The sequence below is a fragment of the Brevibacterium sp. genome, assembly GCF_031179145.1.
Taxonomy (GTDB): domain Bacteria; phylum Actinomycetota; class Actinomycetes; order Actinomycetales; family Brevibacteriaceae; genus Brevibacterium.
This window is the reverse complement of sequence record NZ_JAPSIB010000023.1, coordinates 12,988-24,980: the sequence shown is the minus strand read 5'-3', so window position 1 is coordinate 24,980 and position 11,993 is coordinate 12,988. Positions and strand designations below refer to the sequence as shown.

The 11,993-nt window shown below is 67.0% G+C and carries 9 protein-coding genes and 1 pseudogene; 6 read left to right on the top strand and 4 right to left on the bottom strand.

Features of this window, described 5'->3' with window-relative positions:
- Positions 1 to 26: 26 nt before the first annotated feature.
- Positions 27 to 1,049 (top strand): NADP-dependent oxidoreductase, encoded by a 1,023-nt coding sequence (locus tag RIT73_RS15110; protein ID WP_309132921.1) that lies wholly within the window; start codon positions 27 to 29, stop codon positions 1,047 to 1,049.
- Between the two features lie 112 nt (positions 1,050 to 1,161).
- On the opposite strand, the gene RIT73_RS15105 is transcribed toward RIT73_RS15110, so the two are convergent.
- Positions 1,162 to 2,151, bottom strand: coding sequence for an asparaginase (locus RIT73_RS15105; RefSeq protein WP_309132920.1), 990 nt, complete (start codon positions 2,149 to 2,151; stop codon positions 1,162 to 1,164).
- A gap of 67 nt (positions 2,152 to 2,218) precedes the next feature.
- Between RIT73_RS15105 and RIT73_RS15100 the strand changes: the two genes are divergently transcribed.
- Positions 2,219 to 2,689 carry an MmcQ/YjbR family DNA-binding protein gene (locus RIT73_RS15100; RefSeq protein WP_309132919.1) on the top strand — a complete coding sequence of 157 codons (471 nt, stop codon included), beginning with the start codon at positions 2,219 to 2,221 and terminating at the stop codon, positions 2,687 to 2,689.
- On the opposite strand, the pseudogene RIT73_RS15095 reads toward RIT73_RS15100, so the two are convergent.
- A pseudogene (locus tag RIT73_RS15095) lies at positions 2,686 to 3,217 on the bottom strand (amidohydrolase family protein); the annotation flags it as partial. The gene RIT73_RS15100 and the pseudogene RIT73_RS15095 sit on opposite strands and share 4 nt — an antisense overlap.
- Before the next feature lie 64 nt (positions 3,218 to 3,281).
- Complete coding sequence (locus RIT73_RS15090) at positions 3,282 to 3,887, bottom strand: DsbA family protein (RefSeq protein ID WP_309132918.1); 606 nt, start codon at positions 3,885 to 3,887, stop codon at positions 3,282 to 3,284.
- Positions 3,888 to 4,004: 117 nt separating this feature from the next.
- Between RIT73_RS15090 and RIT73_RS15085 the strand changes: the two genes are divergently transcribed.
- From RIT73_RS15085 to RIT73_RS15070, 4 genes are read left to right on the top strand one after another with little or no spacing between them, the layout of a single operon-like run.
- Positions 4,005 to 5,465, top strand: coding sequence for a DUF3375 domain-containing protein (locus RIT73_RS15085; protein WP_309132917.1), 1,461 nt, complete (start codon positions 4,005 to 4,007; stop codon positions 5,463 to 5,465).
- Positions 5,462 to 6,289: a DUF4194 domain-containing protein gene (locus tag RIT73_RS15080; protein ID WP_309132916.1), complete on the top strand. Its 828-nt coding sequence runs from the start codon at positions 5,462 to 5,464 to the stop codon at positions 6,287 to 6,289. The genes RIT73_RS15085 and RIT73_RS15080 overlap by 4 nt, the downstream gene beginning before the upstream one ends.
- A complete protein-coding gene (locus RIT73_RS15075) occupies positions 6,286 to 9,639 on the top strand; it encodes an ATP-binding protein (RefSeq protein ID WP_309132915.1) in 3,354 nt (1,117 codons plus the stop codon). The genes RIT73_RS15080 and RIT73_RS15075 overlap by 4 nt, the downstream gene beginning before the upstream one ends.
- 3 nt (positions 9,640 to 9,642) lie before the next feature.
- Positions 9,643 to 10,869 carry a Wadjet anti-phage system protein JetD domain-containing protein gene (locus tag RIT73_RS15070; protein WP_309132914.1) on the top strand — a complete coding sequence of 409 codons (1,227 nt, stop codon included), beginning with the start codon at positions 9,643 to 9,645 and terminating at the stop codon, positions 10,867 to 10,869.
- A 2-nt stretch (positions 10,870 to 10,871) separates the two neighbouring features.
- Here the strand turns inward: RIT73_RS15070 and RIT73_RS15065 are convergent, their stop codons facing one another.
- On the bottom strand, positions 10,872 to 11,951 hold the full coding sequence (locus RIT73_RS15065) for a Fic family protein (RefSeq protein WP_309132913.1): 1,080 nt from the start codon (positions 11,949 to 11,951) through the stop codon (positions 10,872 to 10,874).
- Positions 11,952 to 11,993 lie beyond the last annotated feature (42 nt).

The window sequence follows — 11,993 nt, the reverse complement described above, 5'->3', positions numbered from 1 at the left end:
CCGCAATCGAAAGGAATCGTCGCTCAATGACCTCCAATCACAGGATTCTCCTCAAGTCCCGCCCCGTCGGCGCTCCCACTGCCGAGAACTTCGACCACGACGAAGTCCCCATCTCCTCTCCGCAGGACGGCGAAGTTCTCCTGCGGACCCTCTACCTCTCCCTCGACCCCTATATGCGCGGACGGATGTCGGATGCGAAGTCCTATGCCGCGCCGGTGGAGATCGGCCAGGTCATGGTCGGCGCCACCGTCTCCGAAGTCATCGACTCGAAGTCCCCGGACTTCAAGCAGGGTGACACCGTCCTCGGCTATGGCGGGTGGCAGGAGTACTCCGTGGAGAAGGCCGCCCACCTGCGGCGGGTCGACCCCGACATCGCGCCCGTGAGCACCGCCCTGGGCGTGCTCGGGATGCCCGGCTTCACCGCGTATGCGGGTCTGCTCGAGATCGGCCAGCCGGAGCCCGGCGAGACCGTCGCAGTTGCCGCCGCCACCGGTCCCGTCGGCTCTGCGGTCGGGCAGATCGCGAAGATCAAGGGCGCCAGGACCGTCGGCATCGCCGGCGGGGAGAAGAAGGTCGCCCATCTCAAGGAGCTCGGCTTCGATGTGGCCCTGGACCACCGCTCAGGGAACCTCAAGGAGGAACTCGCCGAGGCGACGCCCGACGGCATCGACGTCTACTTCGAGAACGTCGGCGGAGATGTCTTCAAGGCTGTGCTGCCGCGTTTGAACACGTTCGCACGGGTGCCGGTGTGCGGCCTCGTCGCCACCTACAACCAGACGGAGCTGCCGGCCGGACCCGACCGGTCGGGCCAGCTGATGGGGGCGATCCTGGCGAAGTCACTGACCGTGCGCGGCTTCATCCAGACCGAGTTCGTCGGCCGGCTCTACGAGTCGTTCCTGTCCGATATGAGCGAATGGATCCGCGACGGCAGGATCCAGTACCGCGAGGACATCCGTCCGGGCCTCGAACGGGCGCCGGTGTACTTCAACGACCTGCTCACCGGTGGCAACTTCGGAAAGATGGTCGTCGCCGTCGGCGCCGACTCCTGAGGAGAACCGGACGAACCAGCTTTCTGTTCACATTTGACGCCTCCGTTCGGATTCAAGTCCGAACGGAGGCGTCAAATGTGAACGAACCTGGAACCCACGCGCCAAACTCGGGTCAGGCGAAGGCGGCGAACACCTCGGCGGGGTCGAGGTGGTAGCTCAGGCACAGCGACAGGAGGAGGCGCGCCTTCCTCGCGTCGAGGATGCCGGCAGGGATGAGGCCTGCGGTGAGCAGTCCGATCTCGCCGCCGGGGTAGCTGTAGGTGTTCGTCAGGCTCGCCCCCGCGCCGGGGCGGGAGGCGAGGACGAGGGGCATGCGCTGGGCCAGATCCTCCACCTCGGTGATGAGGTGCTCGGGGATGTGGCCGCCGCCGACCCCGGAGAGCACGGCTCCGGCGTACTTGCTCTCGGCGATCGCCCGCACAGCTTCAGGATCTTCGCCCATGCCGATCTCGACGAGGGCGATGGGGGAGAATCTCTGCGGCCGATCGCGCCCGGCGAACGGAGATGACCATGGCCGCGGAGCATGCGGGGCCAGCACTCGTTCCTCGCTGATCCAGCCGATGGCCCCGAGAACGGGACCGGACGAGAAGGCAGCGGTCGAGGTGACGTGTGTTTTGCGGGCGAAGCGCGGGTCGTGGACCTCGTCGTTGAAGACGAGGGTGCACGGCAGGTGACGCAGGCCGGGGCTCATGACGGCCAGGGCGGCGGCTCGGACATTGGCGGGGCCGTCCGCACCGGGCAGGGTGGGATTGCGCATCGCTCCGGTGGCGGTGATGGGAACCCCCGAATCATTGAGTAGCCACAGGGCGAAAGCGCTCTCCTCGAGAGTGTCGGTTCCCTGCGTGAGGACGAGTCCGGTGGCGCGTGAGGTGCGCGCGAGCTCGACGACGTCGTGGAGGATGTCGAGGGTGACGTTCGCGCTCGAGGCCTGGGCGACCTGGGCGAACTCCGCGTGCAGGTTCGGCCAGATGTCCTCCAGCCCTGCGGCTGCGGCGATCTCGGCGCCGGAGAGGGCAGGGGCCACTCCGCCGAGGTGGTTGGCCGTTGATGCGATCGTCCCGCCGAGTGCGGCGAAGAGAAGGTGAGGAGAATCAGGGGACATGACTGCAGTGTATCGAGAGATGCCTGTCGGGAGTTCGCGTGTCTGCGGCATTTGCTAGCCTCGGTTCATGGATGCCGACACCGTGCTCGAACTCGCCCATGACCAGGCGATCCAGTACCCCTCGGTCGCGATCGACTATCCCTTCGGCCCGGACCACAAGGTCTACAAGGTGCGGGGAAAGATGTTCATGATGCAGTTCGAGCTGCGCGGGGTGCCGAGCATGAACCTCAAGATCGATCCCTTGGACGGGGAAGTGCTGCGTGACGCGTATGCGGAGATCTCACCCGGATACCACATGAACAAGAAGCACTGGATCACCGTCGCCGGGACCTCGGCGAGCACGATGGAAGCAGGACCTGCCGACCCAAGCGAATCCGACCCGGGCGAGGCCGGCACTTCCGGAACGGGCGGGGCCCGGCTCGACCCGGGCCTGCTCCATGATCTCGTGCTCGAGTCCTACTGCCTCGTCGTTGCAGGCCTGCCGAAGAAGGACCGCCCCGTCGACCCGCGGACCTTCGGCGGTCGCGGCGACTCCTAGATCGAGGACAGCCCTTCACGATGCTCGCCCTCAGGACGCTCGCCCGCATATCGGCGCTCGCCGTCGACCCAGGTCTCGAGCACGGGCACCGAGGCGATCTCCTCTCCGGCGACCACCAGCGGGTCGGCGCCGAGGACGACGAAATCTGCGCGCTTGCCGACCTCCAGTGATCCGAATTCCGCTTCCCGCCCCAGAGACACGGCACCTTCGAGGGTGTGCGCCCGCAGGGCCTGGGCGGCGCTGATGCGCAGCGAGTCCGGACCCAGACGGTGGCTGCGACGGGTGATCCGGGTGACGGCCGTCTGGATCGCCACGAGCGGACGAGGTTCGGCTACCGGGGCGTGCCATCCGCTCGATGTCGGCCGGGTCCGGCAGTCCGCAGTGTTCGATCCGATGCCGGGCATCGGGGTCGGGTCGAGCGGCCAGCGCCGCTTCGATGGCGTCGACGACCATCCTGATCGCCGTCGGATTCTGCGCGTGCGTCGCAGTCTGCAGGCCCTGAAGGTGCGCCCTGCGAACGAGGTCCGCGAGAGGCCTCACGGAGTTCCTTTCACAAGGGGGCGGTCGGGGAAGATCTCCCGCGCCGCTGTGCTCAGAACTCCAGACGGCCGGTGATCTGGCTCTTGAGTTCGAAGAAGTGCTCGTAACCGACGAGGGTGGCGAAGGCGTCCCACAGCTCCAGGGCCTGCTCGCCCTCCGGACGGCGGGTGAACACCGGTCCGAAGAATGCCCGGTCGTCGAGGCCGATGATCGGGATGCCGACCCCGCTTCCGGTCTTCTTCAGCGCCTGTTCGGTGCTCTCCACGAGCTCGGCGTCGAACTGGGGATCATCCGCGGCGTCGCCGAGATCGGCGGGAAGACCCGCCTCGGCGAGGGATTCGGCGATGACGGCGTTGATATCATCGCCGCGGCCGCCGGGATGGATGCGCTCGCCGAGGGCGGCGTAGAGCGCGGCGACGGACTCAGCGCCCTGCGCGTGCAGGGTGCGGACGATGACGCGACCCATCCGGTGACCATGGCCGTGGGCCTCGTCGGTGTCCTCGGCCTCGGGAGTCGAGTTGAGGACTTTGAGGCTGAACGGCTTCCAGTGCACCGACAGTCCGCGCCGCTCGGCGACATCGGCCACCCAGCGGCTCGTCACCCACGTGAAGGGGCAGATCGGATCGAACCAGAAGTCAATCGTCGTCGGCTGTTGCATGAGAAGCTCCTTCGCTGGCGGTCTCGGTCTCAGTCTCGAAGTCGACCGGTGTGTGCGCCCCCAGTCTATTCGCCGCCGATTTCTCTGCATCGGCGGCCGCGCGAGACAATATGATCCATGTCCGCACTCTCCTCCGCGCTCGCCTACAAGCGGCTGCTTGACGACAACGCGACCTTGCGCATGCTGCGGGCGGACCACCTCGCGGTCATGGCGGCGACCCTCGACAGTCACCTCGGGAAGCCGGGCACACGCCTGCTCGCCGAGGATCTCCACGAGAACATCGACGCCGATCTCGAGGTTCTGCGCGATCACTTCGATCTCTCCGCCCGCTCGGCCAAGGCATACTGCGACGACTGGCGGAGGGCGGAGATCATCATCCGCCGGCCGGCGACCTCGGCGCGCGGGGAGACCTACGAACTCTCCGCGGCCGGCTTCGATGCCATCCGGGTCCTCGAGCAGCTGCGCACCCCGCCGCAGACGGCCACCGAGTCGCGGTTGGTCAGCCTCGCCCAGGCGGTCCGCCAGCTGGCCATCGACACCGATCCGGACACCTCCCGGCGGCTGCAGTCCCTCGAGGCCCAGCGGCGCCGCATCGACGCCGAGATCGCCCGGGTCCGCCGCGGCGATCCGCGGGCGACGCTCGATCGCAGGCGCGCCACCGAACGAGTCACCGACATCCTCTCCCAGGCGCAGGGGCTGCCGGCGGACTTCGCCCGGGTTCGGGCCCGGTTCGAGGAGCTCAACCAGGAGCTGCGGCTCTCGATCCTCAACGTCGACGAGACGCAGAGCCATGTCCTCGACGAGGTGTTCCGCGGCGTCGACCTCATCGAATCCAGTGACGAGGGCCGCACCTTCGCCGCCTTCTCCGCCCTCATCCGCGACCCCGAGTCCTCGGCGGCCTTCGACGAGGACATCGCGGCGATCCTCGATCGTGACTTCGCCGCAGTCCTCGACCTCGGCACCCGCCGCGCTCTGCGCTCGCTGATGCGGCAGATGAAGGACGGCTCCCGCGAGGTGCAGGACATCCTCACCGAGTTCGCCCGCGGCCTGCGCCGCTACGTCCACTCCCACGAATTCCAGCGCGACCGCCTCATGCGCACTCTCCTGCAGGACGCGCTCGCCGCCGCCGCTCCCGTCGCCGAGGTGCGCAGGCCCTACGACGACCTCGGCGTCGGCCTCGAGCTCTCCAGCGTCCCGATGACCAGCGCTGGGGAGGTGTCGCTGCATGATCCGGACGACTTCGACGCCGGTGAGGCGCTCACCGAGGCGGAAGACGCAACCTTCGACTTCGCCGAGCTCATCGCCGTCGCCCGCGAATCCGAGATCGACTTCTCCGAGCTCATCGACAACGTCAACGAGGCGTTGGAGGCCGCGGAGCAGGTTTCCGTCGCCGAGGTGCTCGACCGGTTCCCCGCCACGCAGGGGCTGGCGAGCGTCATCGGTCTGCTCTCGCTGGCCGCCACCCACGGGCGCGTCGACCCCGAGACCGCCGAAGGCATCGCCTGGACCGGAGTGGACGGCGTCCCCCGCTCCGCCAGCATCCGCAGACACTACTTCAGCGAGGACATCCACGCATGACGAAAGAGACCACCTCCATCGCCGAGGCGCACGCCGGAACTGATGGCTCGGCCCCGAGCACACCCGAGCGTTCCGACTCACCCGAACATGCTGACGCACCCGAACATGCTGACGCACCCGAACACGCTGACGCACCCGAGTCGGGCGGGCGCGGGCTGTGGACCGGTGACACCGGTGTCCTCGGGGAGCGGACCCGGCGGGTGCTGCTCGAACTGCTCAAGGGTCCCTATGTCTCCGGTGCTCAGAGTCCGCAGCTGTGGTCAGCGCTCGTCGCCGACGAAGGGCTGGTCCGGTCGCGGCTGCACGAGCTCTTCCTCGAGCTCGTCATCGACAAGGTCGACGAATTCGCGTTCACCCGCAAGGTCCTCACCGAGGAGATCGACGTCCCGGCCGCGGTCCGCAGTGAGCGGCTCACCTTCATCGACACCGCCATGCTCCTCGTGCTCAGGCAGCTCCTCCTCGCCGCCCCCGGTGAGAAGCGCGTGATCGTCGACCGCGAGGAGGTCTACGAACGGCTCGAGATCTACCGCAGGGGCGACGAGTCGACGTTCCTGCGTAACCTCAACGCCGCCTGGACCCGGATGAGCAGCAGATTGCGCGTCCTCCACAAAGCCGGCGAAGGACGGTACGAGATCTCGCCGATGGTCCGCTTCCTCGTCGACGAGGACCGAGTGCGCGAACTGACTGAGGTCTACCGGCGCATCGCCGCAGGAGAGGGCGGAACCGAGGACCGCCGCGACGAGGGTGGAGGCGACACCGTCACCGAGGACAACCTCGGCGAGGATGCAGAGACCACCACCGAGGAGACGGGAGGCGCGGAATGAACGAGATGCCGCTCTTCGACCTGGAGCCGTCGATGCTCGCCGAGGCGGGGGCCGGTTCGCGCCCGGACGTCGGCTCGCAGTGGCGGCTGGCGGAGATCCAGATCGCCAACTGGGGCACCTTCTCGGACTCGATTCATCGCATTCCCGTGGCCCGCCGCGGCCACCTCATCACCGGCCCCTCCGGTTCGGGCAAGTCCTCGCTCCTCGATGCGATCGCGGCCGTGCTCACCCCGGACAAATGGCTGCGGTTCAACGTCGCGGCGCAGACGGCGGGCATGCGCAGCGATCAGCGCAGCCTCGTCAGCTACATCCGCGGCGCCTGGACGCGGACGACCGATGACACCGAGGACCGGGTGGTGAGCAAGTTCCTGCGTCCCCGGGCCACATTCTCCGGAATCCTGCTGCGCTACAGCGACGGCGCCGACGGCGAACTCACCCTGTGCCGGCTCTTCTTCCTCAAGGGCAGCGGCACCCGCTCGAGCGATGTCAGCGACCTGTGCCTGCTCGAGAACACCGGCCTCGACCTCGCCGACCTGCAGCAGTACGCGAAGAACGGTCTGGCCACCCGAGCGCTCAAGTCCGAGCACCCCGACGCCCTGGTGACCTCGAACGGTGCCCACGCCCGGTTCTACGCCAGGATGCGCAAGATCTTCGGGATGGCCAGCGAGTCCGCGCTGCAGCTGCTGCACAAGACGCAGTCGGCCAAGAGCCTCGACAGTCTCGACCAGCTGTTCCGCGACCACATGCTCGAGGAGCCGGGCACCTTCGCCCTCGCCGAGACCGCGCTGACGCAGTTCGACGACCTCAAGGACGCCCACGAGCACGTCGTGCAGCTGCGCGAACAGCGCGACCACCTCACCGAGCTCAGGGCCGCCGCTCGCGCCTACGACTCCGCGCACGCCGCCGCCGAGAAGGCGCTCGAACTCTCGACCGCCCTGCATCCGTTCCAGAAGCGTCGCGAGCTCGAGCTGCTGCGCGACGATGTCTCCACCCTGGCGGAGAGACTCGTCGACCTCGAGGTCGCGGACGAACGAGCGCGGACCGAGCTGCGCCTGGCCACCGACGACTACGATCTCGCGCACCGGAAGACCCTCGACCTCGGCGGTGCCGAGACCGAATACCTGCAGCAGCGCATCGAGTCCGCCGAGACCGAACGGCGGGCGATCGCCGAGCGGTGGGCGACCCTGTCCCGGCAGCTCGCGCAGGCCGGGATCGACTCGGCGCCGACCACCTCGGCGGAGTTCGCGGAACTCCAGTCCCAGATCGCGCGCACCCTCGAATCCGGGGCGCAGGAATCGGGACCGAGCCATGCCGACCACGACCGATTCTCCGCAGCTCGGAGCCGGGTTCGGGGCCTCGAGGCCGACATCGAATCCCTGCGCCGCTCCGGAACGACGGTGCCCGGTTCCCTGCTCGAGGTCCGCCGGGCGCTGGCCGAGGGCACCGGACTGAGCGAGACGAGCCTGCCGTTCGTCGCCGAGCTCATCGAAGTCGATCCCCGCTGGGCGGAATGGACCGGTGCGATCGAACGGGTGCTGCGGCCCCTGGCGCTGACGGTGCTGGTGCGCACCGAACACCTGTCCACGGTGCGCTCCTGGGTCGACTCCCACCGCATCCGCGCCCGGCTCGTGTTCGAGGAGATCCCCACCACTGTGCCCGCACCGAAACCGGCTCACAGTGAGAAATCCCTGGTCAACAAGGTGACGGTGGCGGAATCGAGTTTCGGCGAATGGGTGGCCTGGACACTCTCGGAGCGCTTCGACGTCGCGTGCGTGGACACCGTGGCCGAACTCGACGACCACCCGCGGGCCGTCACCCTGGCCGGTCAGTTCAAGACCTCGCGCACCCGCTATGAGAAGGACGATCGGCGTCGCATCGACGATCGCAGCCAGTGGGTGCTGGGCAACAGGGAGTCGAAACTCGAAGCGCTCGTCGAAGAGCTGCTCGAGGCGCAGAAGGAGCTCGCCGCCGCCGAGGAGATCGTCACCACGGCGAGTGCCGCCCAGGCCCAGGCGCAACGCCGGATGGGGATCCTGGCCGGAATCCGTGAGCAGTCCTGGCGCGACGTCGACCGCCAGGGCGCGCAGTCCGCGGTCGAGGCGCTGGAGAGGCAGCTGCGCGAACTCAACGACTCCGACGGCGACCTGCAGACGGCCATCGCCGCCGAACGCGAGGCCAGGGCCCGGAAGGAGTCATGCGAGGACGCTGCAAGGGAAGCCGATTACGCCCTGCGTCGCGCGGGTGAGGAGCTCGCCGGTCTGCGCGAATCCGCTGCGGCGCTGGAGTCAGCGGTCGCCTCGGGGGAGATCGCCGAGGTGGATCCGGCAGTGGCCGCCGAACTCGACTCCCGCTTCCGACGGATCCAGCGCAGCATCACCCGGGCCGTGCTGCCCGACCTCGGCGCGCAGGTCTCGCAGGTGCTGCAGGAGGAGCGCGACCTTTCACAGAACAGGGCGAGTGCCGCCGGGCAGTCGGTGACCCGGCTGGCGGCGGAGTTCAAAGCGAAGTGGTCCTCAGTGGCCTCCGACCTCACCGCCGACATCGCCGATCGCGGTGCCTATCTGCGCATGCTCGATGAGATCACCGCCCACGGCCTGCCCGATCATGAGCACCGGTTCCGGGACATGCTCCGGCAGCGCTCCCGCGACCTCATCGGGGAGCTGCTCGGCGAGATCCTCTCCGCCCCGCGCGAGATCACCGATCGGGTCGAGCCGATCAACTCCTCCCTGCTGCGGTCGAAGTTCGACGAGGGCCGGTTCCTCAGGCTCAAGGTCAAGACCCGGCGCTCGGAGACGGTGACGAGCTTCATCGACTCGCTGCGTCGGGTCGCCGAGGGTTCATGGGGCGATGAGGACATGGCCGCGGCCGAAGCCAAATACACGATCCTGGCCGAGATCATGCGCCGCTTCGCCTCGAGCGAGCACGTCGACCGGGTGTGGAAGCAGCAGTGCCTCGACACCCGACTGCACGTGAGCTTCCTCGCCGAGGAGATCGACGAGATGGGACGCGCACACGCGACCTACGACTCGGGAGCGGCGATGTCCGGTGGGCAGCAGCAGAAGCTCGTGGTCTTCTGCCTCGCCGCCGCCCTGCGCTACCAGCTGGCCGATCCCGACGAACCGGTGTCGAAGTACGGCACCATCATCCTCGACGAGGCCTTCGACAAAGCCGACACCCGCTACACCCGGATGGCGATCGACATCTTCATCGAGTTCGGCTTCCACATGGTGCTCGCCACGCCGCAGAAGCTGCTCCAGACGATCGAGCCGTACGTAGGTGCGGCCACCTCGGTGGAGAACCCGAGCCGGCAGAAGTCGCTTGTCGCGACGATGACCTGGGGCGAAGGCTGAGCCATGATCACCGTCGCCGAAGCTCGGGAACTCGCCGCGAAGCGTCTGCGGAAACAGCTGTCCACGTGGGCAGGCGAGTCGGTGTGCGGTGGTGTCAGCGCACCGGTGTTCGAGCTCGGCCTGAGACCGCCCACGGAGAAGGAGGTCCTCCGTGATCAGTCCGCCGCCGAGGTGTGGGCGCGGTCCTGGAGGGCCGCCGAGGTTGATGCCGGAGCCGGCGAGGCAGCGCGGGGCTTCACCATCGAGTGGGAGTCGCGATCCTGGCGCGCGGTCGGGCGCCAGGAGATCCCCGTCCGGATGCGCATCACCAGCCCCGACGAGCTCGCGGACTTCGCGGGAGGGGACGCGGCGCGGGAGTGGACGCGCCTCTCCGCTCGTGTCGCCGAGATCGACCGCCGCTGGGGCGGGAGTGCCGACGAGGCGAATGCCGCTGTCGACGACGAGGTCGCTGGCGCCTCCGCGTTCATCCGCGTCGTCCGAGCGCAGGCGAAGCCGATCTTCGCTCTCGACGATGCCGACTTCGCCACTCTCCTCGACGTCGTCGACTGGCTGGCCGCCAATCCGCTGGGCTCGATGCGGCCCCGCCAGTTGCCCATCCGCGGCGTTGACTCGAAGTGGTTCGGCCACCACCGCAGCCTCGTCACTGCGCTCCTCGGACTCGCGAATGCCTGCACCCGCCTCAACATCCTCGACGCCGAGGCGACTGTGCGCCTCCGCATCCTCGACGAATCGATGCGGCCGGGAGGGCTGCGCGATGTCCTCGCGCCTGTCGACCAGCTCGCGAGGCTCCCGCTGAGTCCACACTCAGTGCTCGTCTTCGAGAACCTCGAATCCGTGATGGCCCTGCCGAATCTCCCCGGAGTGGTCGCCGTCCACGGTTCCGGATACGCGGTGGATGCGGTGGCACGGATCCCGTGGCTCACCTCGGCGAAGGTGCTCTACTGGGGCGACCTCGACTCGCACGGGTTCGCGATCCTGGGCCGCCTGCGCAGCCACGTCCCCGCGGTGCGCTCGATTCTCATGGATGAAGACACCCTGCTGGCCCACCGGGACCTGTGGGTGACGGAGCCGAAGCCGTTCACCGGCACGGTGAACGGTCTCACGGGAAGCGAACGTCGCGTCCTGGGGCGGCTCCGCACCGAGGGGAACGTGAGGCTCGAGCAGGAGCGCATCCCCTGGTCACACGCCCTGACCGTGATCAGTGCGCTGGCGGGGCGACCGGTCCGATGAGATCAGTCGCGTCGCGAAAGGGTCCGCATCAGGGGTACGTTGATGAACAGTCTGTCGCGACCGATCTTGAGTGACTGAAGCAAGGATTCGGATTCCAATTCATTAAGCCACTTGGACGCCGTGGGCCGGGAAACGCCACAACGCTCGACAACGTCGATGATGCGGCAATACGGCTTCTCGAACAAGAGGTCCAGGAAGTCCGAGTTCGCTCCTGCGGTCGTGCGCTCGCGAAGTCGCGACCTGAGATCGGTTTGAAGCACCTGGATCTTGTCGATGAGATCAAGCGTCAGCAGTGAGGTCGACCGGACGCCTTCGAGCATGAAGAGATTCCACGCTTCCCAAGAATTTTCCTTGGTGACCTCTAGGAGTAGCCGATAATAGTCGTTCTTGTTCTCAATGATGTAGCGGGATAGATAAAGGACAGGCACCCGCAAGAGTTCGGCCTCCATGAGCATCAGTATGTTGAGAATGCGTCCAGTTCGCCCGTTTCCATCTGGGAAAGGGTGGATTGCCTCGAATTGATAGTGTGCGACGGCCATGGTTACTAGTGGATCGAGGCCGTGTTCGCCATGGATGAAGTCTCCCCACGCTTGCAGCTTGTCAGTGATCAGCTCAGGGCCTTCGGGAGGGGTGTAGCGCTCGGTGTGGTTGACTGGATCGCCGATGAACGTGCCCGGCAATTCTCTGACAGTTGTCTCGCGTCCATTGACACTTGTGCACACTTGAGTGGCCATTGATGATGAAATCGGACGAGTCTCCAATTCTCTGATACCGACGTAGAGCGCTTCTCTGTATCGGAGGGTCTCTTTGGCTGCAGGGTTGGCGTGTGCGGAATTCACCGAGGCGAGCTGGAACAATTCGTCTGTGGTTGTGACGATGTTCTCGATTTCAGAGCTGGCTTGGGCTTCCAGCAAGACTACGGCGTTGAGGAGAATCGACGGATTGGGAAGACGATGCACCGCTTGATCGAGGGCCGCCAGCCCTGCGCGTGCTTCTGTGGTGGCTTTGAGCACGGAACGAGTCTCAAGGTTGTCGACCGGTGGTTCCGGCAGATCGTTGTACGGTTCGTCTGGTTTCCACATGTGTGAAGTCTATTGCCATGACCCCGCCGAACGTGTAAAAAA

Bases quoted from the DNA above. Each gene is read 5' to 3' on its own strand.
- RIT73_RS15105 (WP_309132920.1), bottom strand. From the start codon at position 2,151: ATGTCCCCTGATTCTCCTCACCTTCTCTTCGCCGCACTCGGCGGGACG.
- RIT73_RS15085 (WP_309132917.1), top strand. From the start codon at position 4,005: ATGTCCGCACTCTCCTCCGCGCTCGCCTACAAGCGGCTGCTTGACGAC.
- RIT73_RS15075 (WP_309132915.1), top strand. From the start codon at position 6,286: ATGAACGAGATGCCGCTCTTCGACCTGGAGCCGTCGATGCTCGCCGAG.
- RIT73_RS15070 (WP_309132914.1), top strand. From the start codon at position 9,643: ATGATCACCGTCGCCGAAGCTCGGGAACTCGCCGCGAAGCGTCTGCGG.
- RIT73_RS15110 (WP_309132921.1), top strand. From the start codon at position 27: ATGACCTCCAATCACAGGATTCTCCTCAAGTCCCGCCCCGTCGGCGCT.
- RIT73_RS15090 (WP_309132918.1), bottom strand. From the start codon at position 3,887: ATGCAACAGCCGACGACGATTGACTTCTGGTTCGATCCGATCTGCCCC.
- RIT73_RS15065 (WP_309132913.1), bottom strand. From the start codon at position 11,951: ATGTGGAAACCAGACGAACCGTACAACGATCTGCCGGAACCACCGGTC.
- RIT73_RS15100 (WP_309132919.1), top strand. From the start codon at position 2,219: ATGGATGCCGACACCGTGCTCGAACTCGCCCATGACCAGGCGATCCAG.
- RIT73_RS15080 (WP_309132916.1), top strand. From the start codon at position 5,462: ATGACGAAAGAGACCACCTCCATCGCCGAGGCGCACGCCGGAACTGAT.